At 69.3% G+C, this 17,311-nt stretch carries 15 protein-coding genes; 1 reads left to right on the forward strand and 14 read right to left on the reverse strand.

Annotated features, from left to right (window positions below; genetic code table 11):
- Positions 1 to 121: 121 nt before the first annotated feature.
- The 7 genes from KME75_RS30855 to KME75_RS30885 form a co-directional block, all read right to left on the reverse strand.
- The gene (locus tag KME75_RS30855; RefSeq protein ID WP_219418454.1) at positions 122 to 919 is read right to left on the reverse strand and encodes an HpcH/HpaI aldolase family protein; all 798 of its coding nucleotides are present in this window, start codon (positions 917 to 919) and stop codon (positions 122 to 124) included.
- Positions 920 to 954: 35 nt separating this feature from the next.
- Complete coding sequence (locus tag KME75_RS30860) at positions 955 to 1,902, reverse strand: 2-hydroxyacid dehydrogenase (protein ID WP_219418455.1); 948 nt, start codon at positions 1,900 to 1,902, stop codon at positions 955 to 957.
- Positions 1,903 to 2,021: 119 nt separating this feature from the next.
- Positions 2,022 to 3,218, reverse strand: a complete 1,197-nt coding sequence (locus KME75_RS30865) for an enolase C-terminal domain-like protein (protein ID WP_219418456.1) — start codon at positions 3,216 to 3,218, stop codon at positions 2,022 to 2,024.
- Between the two features lie 18 nt (positions 3,219 to 3,236).
- Entirely contained in the window at positions 3,237 to 4,625 is a 1,389-nt protein-coding gene (locus tag KME75_RS30870; protein WP_219418457.1) for an ABC transporter substrate-binding protein, read from the reverse strand.
- A 28-nt stretch (positions 4,626 to 4,653) separates the two neighbouring features.
- Positions 4,654 to 5,520 carry a carbohydrate ABC transporter permease gene (locus KME75_RS30875; protein ID WP_219418458.1) on the reverse strand — a complete coding sequence of 289 codons (867 nt, stop codon included), beginning with the start codon at positions 5,518 to 5,520 and terminating at the stop codon, positions 4,654 to 4,656.
- Positions 5,520 to 6,440: a carbohydrate ABC transporter permease gene (locus KME75_RS30880; RefSeq protein WP_219418459.1), complete on the reverse strand. Its 921-nt coding sequence runs from the start codon at positions 6,438 to 6,440 to the stop codon at positions 5,520 to 5,522. Before KME75_RS30880 ends, KME75_RS30875 begins: the two co-directional genes overlap by 1 nt.
- 105 nt (positions 6,441 to 6,545) lie before the next feature.
- Positions 6,546 to 7,238 (reverse strand): RraA family protein, encoded by a 693-nt coding sequence (locus KME75_RS30885; RefSeq protein WP_219418460.1) that lies wholly within the window; start codon positions 7,236 to 7,238, stop codon positions 6,546 to 6,548.
- A 304-nt stretch (positions 7,239 to 7,542) separates the two neighbouring features.
- Here KME75_RS30885 and KME75_RS30890 point away from each other — a divergent pair, with 304 nt between their 5' ends.
- Positions 7,543 to 8,223: a FadR/GntR family transcriptional regulator gene (locus tag KME75_RS30890; RefSeq protein ID WP_219418461.1), complete on the forward strand. Its 681-nt coding sequence runs from the start codon at positions 7,543 to 7,545 to the stop codon at positions 8,221 to 8,223.
- On the opposite strand, the gene KME75_RS30895 is transcribed toward KME75_RS30890, so the two are convergent.
- The 7 genes from KME75_RS30895 to KME75_RS30920 all read right to left on the reverse strand — a co-directional run bounded on the left by KME75_RS30895 (position 8,196) and on the right by KME75_RS30920 (position 16,811).
- Positions 8,196 to 9,443, reverse strand: coding sequence for an MFS transporter (locus KME75_RS30895; RefSeq protein ID WP_219418462.1), 1,248 nt, complete (start codon positions 9,441 to 9,443; stop codon positions 8,196 to 8,198). The two genes, KME75_RS30890 and KME75_RS30895, sit on opposite strands and share 28 nt — an antisense overlap.
- A gap of 164 nt (positions 9,444 to 9,607) precedes the next feature.
- Positions 9,608 to 10,897: a mandelate racemase/muconate lactonizing enzyme family protein gene (locus KME75_RS30900; protein ID WP_219418463.1), complete on the reverse strand. Its 1,290-nt coding sequence runs from the start codon at positions 10,895 to 10,897 to the stop codon at positions 9,608 to 9,610.
- On the reverse strand, positions 10,894 to 11,718 hold the full coding sequence (locus KME75_RS30905; RefSeq protein ID WP_219418464.1) for an RraA family protein: 825 nt from the start codon (positions 11,716 to 11,718) through the stop codon (positions 10,894 to 10,896). The genes KME75_RS30900 and KME75_RS30905 overlap by 4 nt, the downstream gene beginning before the upstream one ends.
- Positions 11,719 to 11,769: 51 nt before the next feature.
- Entirely contained in the window at positions 11,770 to 13,770 is a 2,001-nt protein-coding gene (locus KME75_RS30910; protein WP_219418465.1) for an ABC transporter permease, read from the reverse strand.
- Entirely contained in the window at positions 13,767 to 14,540 is a 774-nt protein-coding gene (locus KME75_RS43930) for a type 2 periplasmic-binding domain-containing protein (RefSeq protein ID WP_246633170.1), read from the reverse strand. Before KME75_RS43930 ends, KME75_RS30910 begins: the two co-directional genes overlap by 4 nt.
- On the reverse strand, positions 14,537 to 15,193 hold the full coding sequence (locus KME75_RS43935) for an ABC transporter substrate-binding protein (protein ID WP_246633171.1): 657 nt from the start codon (positions 15,191 to 15,193) through the stop codon (positions 14,537 to 14,539). The genes KME75_RS43930 and KME75_RS43935 overlap by 4 nt, the downstream gene beginning before the upstream one ends.
- Before the next feature lie 232 nt (positions 15,194 to 15,425).
- A complete protein-coding gene (locus tag KME75_RS30920) occupies positions 15,426 to 16,811 on the reverse strand; it encodes an ABC transporter substrate-binding protein (protein ID WP_308283254.1) in 1,386 nt (461 codons plus the stop codon).
- Between the last annotated feature and the right edge of the window lie 500 nt (positions 16,812 to 17,311).

Consider the following 17,311-nt stretch of genomic DNA (forward strand, 5'->3'; position numbering starts at 1 on the left):
CCTGGCTCTACGTCATCTGGCACTGCTGGCACGACCACACCACCTACGACCCCGCCCGCCACGGAGCCCTCCAACGACTCCTCAACCAAGATCAACCGGCGGCGGCTTGACACAGGGCTACTCATGCGTACTGCCCCGTCTTCGGGAGCACGACCTCCCGGCTACCCTCGAACGCCTGCGCGACGACGGCCGTGGCCGCCTGCCGCATCAGCGCGGCGTCCGAGCCGACGGTGAACATGCCGTACCCGCGGGCGTGCCAGCGGCGCACGGTCTCGACGCTGTCGCAGTGGATCCCGGCGACGACGCCGTGGCGGCGGCAGCCGTCGACGATCGCCTCGATCAGCCGCTCGTGCTCCGGGTCGCTGACGGACAGGGTGGGCGTCATGCCGTGGCCGAGTGCGAGGTCCGACGGGCCCACGTAGACCGCGTCCACGCCGGGCACGGCCAGGATCGCGTCGAGGTTATCGACCCCGCCCGGCGTCTCGATCATCACCGCGACGATCGTGCGCCGGTTGCCGACCTCGGCGCTGTAGTCGTCGACGTCGAGCGCGGCCCGGATCGGCCCCCAGCTGCGGGTGCCGGCCGGCGGGTACTTCGCCGCCGTCACCGCGGCCCGCGCGTCCTCCTCCGTGCTCACCATCGGCACGATCACGCCCTGCGCACCGGCGTCGAGCGCCTTCATGATGTGGTCGGGCTGGTTCCACGGCACGCGGACGAACGCCGGTGTCCTCGTGATCGACAGCGCCTGCAGCATCGGCATCATCTGGTCGTAGCCGATCACCCCGTGCTGGGTGTCGATGCAGACCCAGTCGAAGCCGCAGCGGCCCATCATCTCCGCGGAGAACGGGCTGGGGATCGAGCACCAGCCGCCGATCGTCGCCTCGTTGCCGTCCCACAGCTCACGCAAAGTCCTACCCACGATCTCTCCCTACTCGTCGTTGCCGGTTCGGTGCGTCACAGGCCGTTGACCACGTTGACCGGTGGCTCCCCGGCCAGGACGCGACGGATGTTCGCGGCGGTCTGATCGAGCAGGTTCACCCGCGCCTGATCGGACCCGCCCGCGATGTGCGGGTTGAGGAAGACGTTGTCCATGCGCCGCAGCGGCGAGTCGGCCGCCAGCGGCTCGACCTCGAACACGTCGAGCGCGGCCCCGCCCAGATGGCCGGACTCGAGCGCCTCCACCAGCGCCGCCTCGTCCACGATCGGGCCGCGGCTGGCATTGCACAGGATCGCGCCGGGCCGCATCCGCGCCAGCTCGGCGCGCCCGATCAGGGCGCGGGACGCCCCGTCGAGGGGTACGTGGAGCGTGACGATGTCCGAGATCTCCAGCAGCCGCTCGAACGACACCCGCTCGCAGCCGGGCAGGTCGCGCTCGACGACGTCGGAGTAGAGGATCCGCGAGCCGAACCCGGCGAGCCGGGCGGCCACCTGCCGTCCGATGTTGCCCATGCCGACGATGCCGACGGTCAGCGCCCGCATGTCCTGCGCCCGCAGGTCGGCGGGGCGCCAGCCGCCCGCCCGCATCTCCCGGTCGGCCCGCGCGCCGTGCCGGACGACGGTGAGCATTCCCATCAACGTCCAGTCGGCGACGGTGTCGGCGTTGAAGCCCGCCGCGTTGGCCAGTGGGATGCCGAACTCGGCGGCGGCCCGGTGGTCGATCACGTCGAACCCCACGGCGGGCTGCTGAATCAGCCGGCACCGGCGCATCGCGGCGATCGTGTCGCGGTCGAGCCGGTGCTTGTGCCGCATGTCGCTGATGACGATGTCGGCTGCCGACACCACCTCCCGGACGGCCTCCGGCGCGGGCGGGTCGGGCACCAGGAGCACCTTCACGTCATCGGTACCGGCGAGCTCCCGGACCTGGTGTTCGGTGAACGGGCTGAGACAGGCGATCGTGTCCATGCGCGAACTGGCCTCCCGTGGAAAGAGATCACGCCCGAAATTCGCTGAGAATTTGTTTTGTCTGTCTACTTAACCTACTCGGCCCATTGGCCGTGTCAACCCTCGGGAGTGGGAAACCGTCACGAGAAGCTCAGCTCCCGCTTGCCCTCGATCTTGTCCGCGTCGAGGTCCATTCCGAGGCCGGGCTCGGTCGGCGGGGTCACCTTCCCGTCCACGGGGTGGAGCGGGTGGGCGAGGAACCACTGGTGGATCACGTTCCACTTGAGCAGGTACTCGACCATCGGTGTGAGCGTCGCCGGCTGGGCGAAGCTGAAGTGCGTGTTCGCCGGCACCGAGTGGCCGTGCGGGATGAGCTGCACGTCGTAAGCGCTCGCGAGCGCGGCGATCTTGAGCATCTCGCTGATGCCGCCCGCCCAGTACGTGTCGGGCTGGTAGAGGTGCATGGCGCCGGCGGCCATGAGCTGATGGATGCCCCAGCGGGTGTACTCGTGCTCTGCGCCCGACACCAGGATGTCGCTGCGCATCCGGCGGGTGATCTCGGCGTACGAGTGGGGCTTGTCCGGCATGACCGGCTCCTCGATCCACCGCGGCGCGAACTCCGCCAGGCGCTCCCCCATCCGCAGCGCGTACGGCACATCCCACGACATCCAGGCGTCGACCATGATGTCGACGTCCGGCCCCACCGTCTCGCGCAGTGCCGCGATCAGCGCGACGTTGGCCTCCATCCCGGCCTTGCCATCGGTGGGCCCGTGCCGCGGGAACCACTTCGTGGCAGTGAACCCCTGGCCCACGATCTCCGCGGCCCGCTCCCGCGCCTTGTCCAGGTCGAGCGAGTACCCCAGGGCCGAGGCGTAGGCGGGGATCGCGTCGCGCACCGGGCCGCCGAGCAGGACGTATACGGGCACCCCGAAGTGACGGCCCTTGAGGTCCCACAGCGCGCAGTCGAGGGCGCTGATCGCCATCATCTCGACGCCCTTGCGGCCGTGCACCGCGAAGCGGTACATGACGTCCCACAGGTACTCGGTGGCCAGCGGGTCCTGGCTCATCAGCAGGGGCGCGAAGCCCGTGTCGATGAGGTGGGCCTGCTCCCGCGTGATCGGGCCGGCGGTCCCGGTGACCCCGTCGTCGGTCTCGATGTGCACGAACACCGACGTCATGCGGTAGGAGCCGGAGCCCGTGGGCGGCAGGAACCAGGGGCCGTCGGCCCGGAACTGCGGGTAGATGTCGACCGGGCGGATCAGGCGTTCCTCCCAGAACGCGCCCGGATGGTCCATGGTGCCGGTGTACTCCACGCAGCGGACGGCTGTGATCTTCACTTGGAGCCCCTTCGTCGGTCAGCCGCGGTCGTAGTCCTCGAACTGCTCCTGGATCTGCTCCAGCGCCCAGTCGGCGGCCGCCTCGGGCGACTCCCCCTGCAGCGCAATCCGCCCGAGCGCGTTACCCCATACCTGCAGGTTTTCGGCCTGCGCGTACGCCGGGCTCAGGTTCGGCCAGGACGGGACGGTGGGTCCACGCAGCTGCTCGACGACGGCCTGGATGTTCGGGTCGTCGGACTGGGCGAAGAACGGGTCCTCGAGCAGCTCGGTGTGCACCGGGAACCAGCGGGCCTGACCGCCCTTGAGGATCGTGACCATGTTCTCCGGCCGCATGGCGAACGTGAGAAAGTCGAGCGCCATGTCCTTCTTCTCGCTCGCCTCGAACACCATCGCCTCGTGCACGAGGGTGATCGACGGCATCGCGCCGCCCACGGCGCGCTCCGGGAAGCCCGTGGTGACGATGTCCTGCCACTGCTCCGGGTTGTCCTCCTTCACCGCGCCGGGCATGGACAGCGACCCGTTCGGGGTGCACAGCACCGACCGGTTGAGGAAGTACGTGTTGTTGCTGCTGTCCTGCCAGTTGACGGAGTCACCCGGCGTGTAGCCCTGCTTGTGCAGGTCCGCGATCCAGCCCAGCGCGTCGGCGACACCTCGGCGCACGTCGTCGGTGGTGCGCAGGTTGTTCTGGTCGTCGAGCAGCTCCACCCCGTACGACAGCAGCGCCTGCTGGGTGTCGTAGTTGGTGTCGCCCGCGGCCGTGCCCATCGGCCAGCCGACGGCGAACACGTCGTTGTTACCGCGGCCGCGGTAGGCGTCCTGCGCGTCCTTCCAGAACTGCCAGTACCCCGCCCAGTCGCGGGGCGCCTGGGCGTGGTCGATCCCGACGTCGGTGAGCATGCTGCGCCAGTGGAACAGCGACACGGTGAACTGCCACAGCGGCGCCGAGTAGTACGAGGCCGCCCCGGCCTCGTTGTTGTACAGCCGCGCCGACCGCAGCGCGCCCTCGGTCAGGTTCACCGACTCGATCACCGGCGTGACGTCGGCGAGCAGGCCCTCCCAGGCGTGCTTCGGCGTCAGGCCCTTCTCGGCGAACAGGATGTCCGGCGTGTTGCCCGCGGCGACCGCGCTCTGCTCCTTCTGCGGGATGTCCTGGGTGCCGTAGAACTGCAGGTCGAGCTTGCTGCCGGACTGCTGCTCCCACGCCCGGCCGACCTCCACGACCGCCTCGTCCTCGGCGGGGTAGAAGCCCTGGTTCCACCACACGACGAGGGCGTCGCTGCTGGCAGCGCCGGAACTGCCGCAGGACGACAGCAGCGGCACGGTCGAGGCGCCCGCGGCGAGCAGCCCCGCGGCGCGCAGGAAGTCCCGCCGTCCGAGGGACGAGGCGCGCTGGTGCTTTCTGGTCATCGCCATTCCTTCCTCACATCGAGCGGGGTCACGTCTTCACACCACCGGCGGTCAGGCCGCTGGTGACGTTCTTGCGGAACACGTAGTAGATGATCACCGGCGGAACGGCGTAGAACAGCGACGTCGCCATCAGCAGGTTCCACGGCACCTGGTCGGTGTTGAGGAACGAACCGAGCGCCACCGGCAACGTCATGTTCTCCTCGGAGTTCAGCAGCAGGAACGCGAGCAGGTACTCGTTCCACGCGCTGAGCATCGCGTAGGTGCCGATCGCCACGAGCACGGGCTTCATCAGCGGGAGGTAGATCCGGAAATAGATCTGCCAGTTCGTGGCCCCGTCGACCCGGGCCGACTCGTCCAGTTCCAGCGGAATGCCGGACTTCGCGTACTGGGTGAAGACCCACATCGCGTACGGTGACGCGAACGCCGTCATCGAGAAGATCAGCGCCCACGACGTGTCGAGCAGGCTGTAGCTCGCCATCGCCTGGTAGAGCGGGATCGCCAGGAACGACGTCGGGATGACGTACGTGGCGAGCGCGGCGTTCGACAACGAGTTGCCCCAGCGGGGCCGCAGCCGGGCGATCGTGAAGCTCGCGAGCGTGCCGATGGCGAGCACCAGCACCGTCGTGGCCACGGCGACCCAGATGCTGTTCCACGTCTGCTGCCAGAACTGGTCGATGAAGTGGTCACCCGCGGTGAGAACGGTCCAGAAGTTCTCCAGCGTCGGGTTCGCCGGCCACAGATGCTGCTCGAACACCTCCCCGTCGGGACTGAGCGCCATCATCACCATGTGGTAGATGGGCAGCAGCGTCCAGACCAGGACGAGGATCGCGACCACCGCGAGCCCGATGTTGCGGCGCAACCGCGCCGCGGGCGTGCCCATCGTCGTCGTCGCCATCACGACCCCTCCCGTCCGAGGCGGCGCACCAGCACGACGATCAGCGGGATGATCACCGGGAGCGCGCTGAGCGCCACGGCGATGCCCTGCTCGATGTCGCCGGTGCCGAAGGCGTAGCGGATGCCCAGGGTGGCGAGCACGTGCGTGGAGTCGGCCGGCCCGCCGCCGGTGATGAAGTGAATGCTGTTGTAGTCGGAGAGCGTCCAGATCGTGGAGAGCAGGGCGCTCGTGAGGAACACGTTGCTGAGCATCGGGAACGTCACCCAGAAGAAGCGCTTCAGCCCGGTCGCGCCGTCCACGGCCGCCGCCTCATAGACGTCCTGCGGAATCGCCATGCGGGCGGCGAGCATGATGAGGGTCCAGAACGGGAGCCATTTCCAGACGTGGGCCCCGATGGCCGCCGTCATCCCCCAGGAGTAGTCGACCAGCCAGTTCGGGTTCGGGACACCCACGGTGCCGAGCAACGTGCCCAGCATTCCCCACTGCGAGTTGAGCATCCAGTGGATCGACAGCAGGGCGGGCACCGCGGGGATCGCCCATGGCAGCAGGCTGACCGCGAGCAGGCCGCGTATCCACCACGCGCCCAGCGCGAAGAACCCGGACAACAGGAGCGCGAGCACGAGCTTGACGTTCACCCCGAGGCCCACGAACAGGATCGTGTTCCACACGGACCACAGGTAGGTCTCGTCGGTGAACAGGTCCGCGTACAGATCCGGGTCACCGCCGAGCCAGAACCCATAGACGACGGGATAGACGACGATCAGCAGCGTCGTGATGACGAACGGAATGGCGAAGATCACCGGCCAGTTCGCCAGCGGCGGCAGGCGGGCCGGCCACGGCGTCTTCTCCGCGCGCCGGGATGTGCCGGGACGGTCGTCCGGTGGAATGCGCTCCGGACGCTCGACCACGTTTCTGGTCATCGCGAATCGTCCTCCGGGCTAACAGTGGGGCAAGGCGAATTTCTCCGTGGTACGGGCGTGCGCCGACAGCCGTTCGACGAGTCGAACGGGCGTATGACGTGCGAGCTATTCGGAAATGGCCTTCTTCAGCGTCGCGCGCCGCTCGGCCAGCTGGTCGGGGTCGAACCCGGGCGAGCGCACCCACCCGATGAACTCCTGCTCGGCGGCGATCACGCGGTCGGCGGCCGCAGGCAGGTCGGCCGCGATCTCCGCGGGGATCAGCAGCACGCCGTGCTGGTCGGCTTGCAGCAGGTCGCCGGGGTGGACGGTGAGGCCACCGACCGTCACCGGCTCCCCGACGGTCTCGGTGCGGATGTAGCCATGGGAGACGCCGACAGCCCGTGCGAAGAACTGGAAGCCGATGGCGCGCGCCTCGTCCAGGTCGCGGACGCACCCGTCGGTGACGGTGCCGACGCAGCCGAGCGCGGTGTAGGTCGTGGCCATCACCTCGCCCCACAGCGATCCGTGGGCGGGCGGGTCGTCCAGGTCCTGGACCACGACGATCCGCGGACCGAGCACCGCGCGCACGTGCGCGGCGAGCGGCTCCGGGTCGCTCGGTGCACTGCCGCGGGCCCGGATGGTGGCGGTGGCGGCGTAACCGACCATCACCCCGAGGTCCGGGAACATGCACCGCACCTCGTGGCTCACGTAGCCCTCGTCCCGCGGTCGGACGTCGAACGTCTCGATCGCGTTGGACAGGGTCGGGGAGTCGTACTTCTTCAGCGCTTCAAGGACGGACGGGTCGAGTGCGTCGGGCATCGGAACTCCTCTCGACGTGGAAACCCAAGCGAGCCCGGGGCGGCGGTGCCCCGCGGGAGTGCACGGCGCGACGGCGTCAGGACGACGGGCGCGATCCGTTGAGGAGAGCGACGGAGGGCCTGCGGACCGGGTCCCGCTGACGGCGCCGGCCCGGCGGCACGGGACCGAACCGGATCGGTTCGTCCATGGCCGCCACCTCGTCGTCGATCGGGACCGTGGCGGAAACGGTAGCATCTGGACAGACCAGATTGGAAGACCAGACGTCTGATATCTGGTGCTGGTCGTCGCGCGAGAAGGAGCCGGGATGAAGGAACAGCACGTGCTGGTGGCGGAGCTCGTCCCGTTCCTGCTCTCGCGGGGCTACGGCCCCAACGAGCGGGCGCCCTCGGAACGTGAGCTCGCCGAGCGCTTCCAGGCCGGCCGCCCCCAGATCCGCGAGGCCCTGTCGGTGCTCGAGGCGCTCCGGCTGATCGAGCGCAGGCCCAAGTCCGGCATCTACATGACGCCCGAGTCGGCGAGCATCGAGGCGCTCCGGCTGTTCGCCGAGGTCGGCATCCCGCTGACGCGCGACGAGCTCAGCCAGACCGTCGAGGTGCGGCGCATCCAGGAGCTCGAGGCCATCCGGCTCGCGTGCCGCAGGCACCGCGCCGAGAACATCGCGGCGCTGCAGGCCTGCCTGGGCGACTGGGAGGAGGCCATCACGGGAGAAGGCCCGGTCGCCGAGCTCGACCGCGCCTTTCACTGCGGCCTCGTCAAGGCCACCCAGAACACCGTGCTCCTGCGCCTGGTCGACATCTTCTACCTCATGACCGCACGGCGGGCGGAGTACTTCTTCCGCAGCCCCGACCGCCGCAAGCAGTCCTACGTGCAGCACCAGCAGATCTTCGAAGCCGTCCTGCGGCGCGACGAGGAGCGCGCCGTGGAGCTGCTCGACGCGCATCTGGAGAGCGCGAACACCTACTGGCAGGACCTGCTCGGCAGCTGATGCGGCCGGGGTTCGCGCACGAGCAGGATGCCCGCGAGGAGCCCGATCGGGAGCAGCGTCAGCGCCAGCAGCACCGGGCGGTAAGTGCCCACCGCCGCGTGCCCGAGCGCCAGCAGCAGTGGCCCCACCGCCGACGCGGCGACGGTGATCATGTGCACGACGCCCCGGATCTCGCCGATCCCCTCGGTGCCGAAGTACCGCGGCAGGACCGCGGCTTCGATGGTCCGGAAGCTGTTTCCGGCGATGCCGAGCGTGACGCCGTAGAGCACGGCGCCCCACCCCGGCGCGAGGAAGCCGGCCGCGACCAGCGCCGCGACGAGCATGAGCATCGACCCCACCATCGCCGGCCGGGGCGAGATCCGGTCGAGCACTATGCCGATCAGCAGCGTGCTGGCCAGCCCGGCCAGCGTCTGCGGCAGGAACGTCGCGGCCGCCTCGGCCGACGTGAGCCCCCGCTCGCCGAGCACGTCCACCTGGTGGAAGGTCAGCGCGGTCCCGACCAGCGCGAGCACCCCGACCCCTCCGGTGAGCACCCAGAACATCGGCACGCGCATCACGTGCCGAACCGCGCCCGTCGACCGCCCCGCCTGCTGCCCGGTGGCCGGCGGCGGCGCCGTCGGAGCACGCCTGCGCGAGCGCCGGGGCACCCCGAGCAACGCGATCGGCACGACCAGCAGCCACACCGCGATGCCCTGCACCAGCCACGCGGTGCGGAAGCCGTGCTCCGCGATCAGGGCCTCGAGCCCGATCGGCACGAGCGAGATACCGGCCGAGCCGACGGCCGTGACGATGCCGATCGCGGTTCCCAGCCGCTGCTGCACGTGATAGGCCACCAGCGTGGTGGCGAGCAGCGACAGTGCCCCCTGCCCGGCGAACCGAATGCCGACGAACCCCGCGGTGAGGCCGACCAGACCGCTGACGACCGACAGGCAGACGAGGACGGCGCCGAACACCGCGCCGACGACGAGCAGCACCGGGCGCGCGCCGCGGCGGTCCATCGCGCGCCCGACGAGCGGCAGCGCCGCGGCGCCCGCCAGCGTCCCGATCAAGTAGGCGGTCGACACCGCGGCCCGGCTCACCCCGAGGTCGGCGGCCATCGGATCGACGAACACCGACACCGCGGCGGTCTGCCCCGGCGCCGTCAGACACAGGGCGAGCGCCCCCGCGGTGGTGACACGGACGTCGGTCCAGGCCGGCACGGCCTTCCCCGATCGTGACACGATGAGACGTCCCTTTCCGCCGTGCGCGCCCGCGGACGCGCGAGCGGCACGGGCTTCCTCGACATGGCGGTGCGGCGCCCCCTCCGGCGCCGCACCCGGACAGGACGGCCCCGGCCGCCGCAGCGGCCGGGGCCGTCCTGCTGGTCAGTGCCCTCCGCGGGCGGTCAGCTCCACAGCCGGTCGTGGCTGAACTCGTCGTCCCAGTGGGTGGACTCCGGGAAGAGCACCGGGTCCCGCTGGTCGAGGTGCTCGCGGAACAGGTCCTCGTTGATGTCGCCGAAGCCGAGCCCCGGGGTGTCGGGCACCGCGATGTGCCCGTCCTGGATCAGCGGCTGCGGCAGCCCGGTGACCAGGTCGCTCCAGAACGGCACGTCGGCCGCGTGGTGCTCCAGCGCGAGAAAGTTCTCCGTGGCGGCCGCGAGGTGGACGCACGCCATGGTGGCGATCGGGGTGGCGGCGAGGTGCAGCGCCATCGCGATGCCGCGCTCCTGGGCGTAGTCGCCCAGCCGCTTGGTCTCGGCGATGCCACCGGACGTCGCGGGGTCGGGGTGGACGACGCGGATGGCGCCCGCGTCGAGCAACGGCTTGAAGTTCTCGGTGAGGTAGATGTCCTCACCCGTGCAGGTCGGCACCGCGATGGCCTCGGTGAGCTGGCGCCACTGGTCGGTGAACTGCCACGGGATCAGGTCCTCGATCCACGCCAGCGTGAACGGTTCCAGCGCGCGCCCGATCCGGATGCAGGAGTCGACGGCGATGTGTCCGAAGTGGTCGGCGGCCAGCGCCACGTCGTAGCCCACGATCGAGCGCACGACGTCGACGTAGTTCGTCAGGTGCTCCACGCCCTTCGGGGTGACCTGGATGCCGGAGAACGGGTGCATCGTGGTGACGTCCTCGCGCGCCCCGGTCGGCGCGATCAGCGCGCCGGGGACGTCCCACAGCAGGCTGATCCCGACGTCCATCTTCAGCATCGTGAACCCGCGCCGCTTGCGCTCCAGCAGCCGCTCACCCATCGCGTGCGGGTCCTGCAGCGACGGGGTGTCGGCGTAGCAGCGGACGGTGTCGCGGAACTTGCCGCCGACCAGCGCGTACGCCGGCACGCCGTAGGCCTTGCCGGCGAGGTCCATCAGCGCCATCTCGATGCCCGAGACCCCACCGCCCTGGCGGCCGTGGTGACCGAACTGCTTGATCTTGCGGAAGACCTTGTCCAGGTTGCAGGGGTTCTCGCCGATCAGCCTGCTCTTGAGCACCAGCGCGTAGGTGGCGCTGGCCTGGTCGCGCACCTCGCCGTACCCGACGAGGCCCTGGTTGGTGTCGATCCGGATGATCGCCGACCGGAACGGCACCCCGTCGAGCTTCGCGATCCGCACGTCCGTGATGCGCAGGGCGCTCGGCCGGGACGCCGTGCTGATGTACTCCTCGGAGATCGTGCTCGCGTCGGTGGTGATCGTGGTCATGCCTCTCGCTCCTTGCGCCACTGCTGGAAGTCGGATTCGATCTCGTCGCTCCACGTCGCGACGTCGATCTGTGCGCTGGTGTACCGGCGCTCGGTGAGCCGCTGCTTGCCGAACACGTCCCGTATCCGGGTGTCCTCGCTCGCGGCGGCCACGGCGGCCGCGAGGTGCGCCGGGATCACCGCGATGCCCGTCGGCGTGCCGAGGACGACGTCGCCGGGCAGCACCGTCACTCCGCCGATGCGGATCGGGATGTTGATCCCGGCCAGGGTGACGCCGCGGATCGGGGTCGGGTCGACCCCGCGGTGGAAGATGTTGACGTTGCCCTCGAGCTGCTGCAGGCCGTGCAGGTCACGGATGCCGCCGTCGATCACGGCGCCGACGCCGGTGCGCGACGCGACCGCGGTGCCGAGGTTGTCCCCCACCACCGTGCCCTCGACGATCTTGCCGAAGATGTCGACGACCATGACGTCGCCGCCCTCGAGGGTCTCGATCACCCAGGAGTTCTGCTTGTCGCCCTCCAGGTGGCCCTCCCGTTCGCCCGCCGCGACGATCGCCGCGTCGAAGTCCGGCCGGTGCGGCAGGAACTGCGCGGTGACCGCCCGGCCGACGACGACGGTGCCCGGGTGCGTCTCGCGCCACTCCCCGGCGAACTGCCGCACGTAGCCGGCCTGGAACAGGCAGCTCCACGCCTCCTCGGTGGTGGCAAGGCGCAGGCTCTCCAGCACGTCGTCGGGCACGCGGGGACGGCCCGAGCCGAAGCGCTCGCCGTCCCATGCCGCGGTCAGTTCCTCGAGGTCTTCCTTGCGCGGTTCGATGCGCACGTCGTGTCGCTCTCTTCCTTTTCTCGTGGGATGCCGGCTTCTCGTGGGATGTCAGCCCTTGACGGCGCCGGCCGTCAGGCCTTCGGTCAGGAACCGCTGGCCGAACGAGTACATGAGCACCACCGGGATCGAGATCAGCAGTGATGCGGCCGCCAGCTGGCCCTGCGGGACGACGTCACCGAAGATCATCGACTGCATGCCGACGGGGAGGGTCTTGTACTCGTCCTTCGTGATGAACACGAAGGCGAACAAGAACTCGTTCCACGCGTTGGTGAGCGTGAACAGCGCGACGGCGAGCAGGCCGGGCTTCGCCAGCGGCAGCACGATCCGGTAGAACGCCTGGAACCGCGAGCAGCCGTCGACGAGGGCGGACTCCTCCAGCTCGGCCGGGATCGACCGGAAGTACCCGACCAGCAGCCAGGTGGCGAACGGCAGCGTGAACGTCGGGTAGGTGACGACGAGCGCCCACCGGGTGTCGATCAGCCCGAACGCCGCGAGCATCTGGTACAGCGGGATGAACAGCAGCGCGCCGGGCATCACGTAGGTGAGCAGCACGGTCACCGTGAACCCCTGCGCGCCGCGGAACTTCAGCCGCGCCAGCGCGTACCCGGCCAGTGCGGCACAGATCAGCGCGATCACCGTGGACGCCGCCGAGACCAGGATCGTGTTGAGGTACCAGGTGCCGAACGGGCGGGTGAACAGCGAGACGAACTGCTCGGTGCTCCACGGCGTCGGCCACAGGTCGCTGCTGCGCTGGACGATCTGCAGGTCGGACTTGAACGCCGTGACGACCATCCAGTACAGCGGGCCGAGGGTGAAGACCAGCAGCACCGCCAGCGCCACGCCCGAGCCGGTGCCGGTCACGAGCCGGGACGCGGTGCGCTTGCCCCTCGCGCCGAGGGCCGAGGCGACCCGGCCGACGACGGCGGCGAGCAGCACGCTCACCCCGAGGACGACGGTCGTCTGCCAGAAGATGTGCGGGGAGATCCACACCAGCACCGCGGCGCACGCGGCGACCACGATCCACGGCAACGCCTTGCGCTGGCCCCGGGTGAGCCGGCTCGGCCGCGTCTCGGATGTCCCGGGGCCGTCCGCGGTGCGCATCATCCGCACGAGGATGACCACGAGGACGCCGATGACCGGCACCATCACCAGCGTGACCGCGGCGCCCGCGCCGAACTGCAGCTGCTGGATGGCCTTGGAGTAGGCGACCAGCACGTACGGGGCGGTGGCGTCACCCGGGCCGCCCTGCGTCATCAGCCAGATCAGGTCGAAGTTGTTGAACGTCCAGATCGACGACAGCAGCGTGGTGACGATGATGACGTGGCGCAGGCCCGGCAGCGTCACGTGCACGAACCGCTGCCACGGCGACGCCCCGTCGACCATCGCGGCCTCGTGCAGGCCGTTGTCGATCGCCTTCAGCCCGGCCAGGAAGCAGACCGCGAAGAACGGGATGCCCTTCCAGACGTTCACGAGGATCACCGACGACATCGCGAGCGTCGCGTCCGACAGCCAGCCGGCGGGCCAGCTGGGCACCAGCCCCACCGCGGCGAGCATCGGGCCGATCCCGGACGCGGTCAGGAGAGTGTTCACACTGCCGAAGATCGGGTCGAACAGCGACCGCCAGGTGAACGCGGTGACGACGGTCGGCACCACCCACGGCAGCAGCAGGATGCCCGCGACGACGGCCCGTCCGCGGCGCAGGTGGTGCAGCAGCAGGGCGGCGATCAGCCCGAGGGTGACCTTGAAGATCTCCGCGTAGGCGGTGAAGACGAACGAGTTGATCACGCCGGTGTGGAACAGCGAATCGCTGACGAGCGACGTGTAGTTGTCCAGCCCGACGAACACGGTCTCCGCGCCGTGCCGCTCCGTGGTGCTGAGCACCGCCGAGAGGGCGATCGGCACCAGGATTAGCAGGGTGACCAGCACGACCGTGGGCGCCATGAACCCCGCGGCGAGCCGCCAGTCCTTGCCCAGGACGCGCTGCGTGCGGCTCGCTGTGTGTCCGCCTGCGGCCGCGCGTGCCGCCGGCCTGGTCTGCAGTGCGGTCATTGCTGGATCCCCTGCTGCTCGAAGATCTGCACCATCCGCTGGTGGGCCGCGGCCACCGCGTCCTGCGGGGACGCGCCCTGCAGCACGCTCTGCATCATGTCCGTCAGCACGTAGGACTGGAGCACCGCCTGTCGTCCGCTGCTCGGCTCGCCCGGGAACGCGTACCCGGTGGTGGTCGTGATCGGCAGCGGCTGGTGCGCCATGTCGTGCAGCATCGGGAACGCCGGGTCCCCGTTCAGGTAGTAGTCGTCGGATGTCCAGACCTGCTCCCAGGTCGGCATGACCAGGCCGGGGGCGGCCTTGCTGACGTTGAGCAGCGGCGTGCCGCTCACCAGGTACTTCGACAGCACCTTCGCCAGGTCCGGGCTCTGTGCACCCTGGAAGACGATCAACGCCTGGGACTGCCCGTACCGGACCGGGCGGTCGACGGCCGGGCCCGTGCAGCCGACGAAGGCGTGCGTCACGTCATAGACGGGGTTGCCGCTGGTCTTCGAGTCGGCGTACACGCTGAACTGGTTGCGGGTGTAGCCGAGGATCCCGGCGAGCCAGTTCTCGTTGTTGCTCGAGTCCGTCCAGCTCTCGATGCCCGGCGGCAGCATCGGCTTGTACTTCGGGTTGGTGAAGATGTCGCCGATGAAGGCGACGCCCTCCACTGTTTCCGGCGAGTTGAACGTGACCGTCCGTCCGTCCTCGGCGGTGATCGCCCCGCCCCAGGAGTTGACCACGCTCTCGATGAACGAGTTGCCGTCCCCCGAACGGTTCACCGTCATCCCCCACCCGAACCGCGCTGGGCCGGGTCGGAGACCTCCAGGCAGATGTCGCGGATCTCCTCGTAGGTCCAGGTGTCCGCGACCGCGATGCCCTTCTCCTCCAGCCAGTCGGTGCGGATGAAGTCGCCGAGGCCGACGAAGTGGTACGGGATGCCGTACCACGCGCCGTCGAACTGGCAGAACTTCTTCGCCTCGCTCGCGGGCTCCCCCAGCGTTCCCGTCAGGTCGGTGACGGCGTCGGACACGTCGGTCAGGAGGCCGAGGCTGTGGAACTGGGCCAGGAACCGGTCGTCGGTGAAGAACGCCAGGTCGCGGGCGTTACCGGCCTGGATCTCGGAGCTGAGCTTGGCCACCACGTCACCGGTGTCCGCCTGGACCAGGTTGTTCTCCACCGTGGTCCCGGTGGCCTGGGCGAATGCCTGCAGCGACTGGTCGAGCGCCTGGTTGGCCTGGTCCGAGTACATCTGCTGCGACAGCATCCGGACCGTGCCGCCGCGGAAGGGCGCCGCCTCGTCGAGGATCGACTGCGGCACCGTGACCTGGACATCGGGGGTGACGGGTTGTGGGTTCCCGCCGCACGCGCTCAGGCCCAGAACACCGAGCGCGCTCGCCCCCAGGAACTTCCGCCTCGAGAACTCGAGTCGCTGATTCATGACCACTCCTCCGGCGTCCTGCCGCGGGGAACGCGAGCCGGACGCGATGTATCAATGGGAGCGAGGGGCGCACCCCTCCGGTGGATTCGGGAGTAACCGGTCCCGGACCGGGACCTCCGCGCCCAGAGCCCTGCGGGTTCGGCGTGGGGGATCGATCTCAGCTGCCTGCCGGACGGATCCGAGCGGATTCCGTTTAGTGAAACGGCCTTCCGCTAACTGCGACGACAGCAAACTATGTGGCCCGGACCACCCTGTCAACGGGTACTCCCAGGTAGGTGTCAAGCCGCAACATCTCCAGCCGGCTCACTGCCGCAGCCCCTGCTGCTCGAAGATCTCGACCATCCGCTCGTAGGCGCCGGCCACGGCCGCCGCCGGACGGGCCCCCTGGATGACCTCCTGCATCATGTCCGGTGAGCACGTAGGCCGCCACGCTCGCCTGTGCACCGGGGCTCGGCGTCTGCGGGAACGCATTGCCCGTGCTCGTCTCCAGCGGCAGTGGCTGCTGCGAGATCGTGCGGAGCGTCGGGAACGCCGGGTCTCCGCTCGTGTAGTACGGGTCGGAGTCCCACACCTTGTCCCACGCCGGGTTCACCAGGCCGGGTGCCTCCTTCGCGATGCTCAGCAGCGGCGGACCGCTCACCATGTACTTCGCCACCTCCTTGGCGAGGTCCGGGTTCTTCGCGCCGGTGAAGACGACCAGCGCCTGCGACTGCCCGAACAGGATCGGCCGGTCGACGGCCGGGCCGACGCCGTCGATGAACGCGTGCGTGACCTCGTGGACCGGGTTGCCCGAGGTCTTGGCATCGGCGTAGACGCTGTACTGGTTGCGGGTGTAGCCGAGGATGCCGGCGAGCCAGTTCTCGTTGTTGCTCGAGTCCGTCCAGCTCTCGATGCCCGGCGGCAGCATCGGCTTGTACTTCGGATTGGTGTAGATGTCACCCAGGAACGCCACCGCCTCGACCGTCTCCGGAGAGTTGAACGTGACCCGCAGCCCGTCGTTCGACGTGATCGCGCCGCCGTAGCTGTTGATGACGTTCTCGATGAGCCCGTTCCCGTCGCCGGACCGGTTCACCGTCATGCCCCACCCGAAACGTCGCTGCGTCGGGTCGGAGATCTCCAGACAGATGTCCCGCAGTTCGTCCCAACGGTAGGACTCCTTCAGCGGGATGCCCTTCTCCTCCGCCCAGTCCTTGCGGAGGAACGAGCCGATGCCGATGAAGTGATAGGGGATCGCGTACCACTTGCCGTCGAACTGGCAGTAGTTCTTCGACTCGCTCGCCGGCTCACCGAGCTCGGCCGTCAGTTCGGTGACGACGTCCGTGAGGTCGGTGAGGATGCCGAGGTTGTGGAACTGCGCGATGAACCGGGAGTCGGTGAAGAACGCGAGGTCCCTGGCATTGCCCGCCCGCACCTCGGCCTCGGTCTTGGCCACCATGTCGCCGCTGTCGGCCTGCACCAGGTTGTTCTCGATCGTGGTGCCCGTGGCCTGGGCGAACGCCTGCAACGACCGGTCGAGGGCCTGGTTGCCGGCCTCCGAGTAGAACTTCTGCGAGAGCATCGTGAGGTTCGACCCGCGATACGCGTTCGCCGCCTCCACGACGTCCGCTGGGACGTTCACCTGCACCTGCGGGGCCGCGGGCTCGCTCCCGCACGCTGCGAGCCCGAGAACACCGAGTGCACTGGTGCCGAGGAACTTCCTCCGGGACCAGACCGACCTTTGTACCATGACAACTCCTCCCGCTCCCGCTCACCGGGACGCGTGCCGACGGGGCGAAATGCAACCGACGGGGGCCCAGTGGTCCACCGGAACCGGAATTGCGAGCAGTGGTCCCGGGCCCCCTTGCCGAAGGGACCACTGCCTGTTGCCACACCCGATGTGTTCCGTCTCGTCAATGCGACGGGCGTCACCGTAGAAGGCGATTCACGCCGATGTCAACGATTACGGAGACGGGTGCGAGTAAATCGTGGGCATTCCGGAACCGCCCATCCACACAGGGCCCCGGCGTTCTGGCCGTTTGGGCGTGATGTCCGGTTCCAGCTCTGGGTTGGCGTTGGGTGAGGGACCCGGTGTGATGGGCGAGCGCGACCCCTGGTGATCTTCAGGTGCTGAAGCCAGAA

The sequence above is a fragment of the Pseudonocardia nigra genome (assembly GCF_019396355.1).
In the GTDB taxonomy this organism is placed as follows: Bacteria; Actinomycetota; Actinomycetes; order Mycobacteriales; family Pseudonocardiaceae; genus Pseudonocardia; species Pseudonocardia nigra.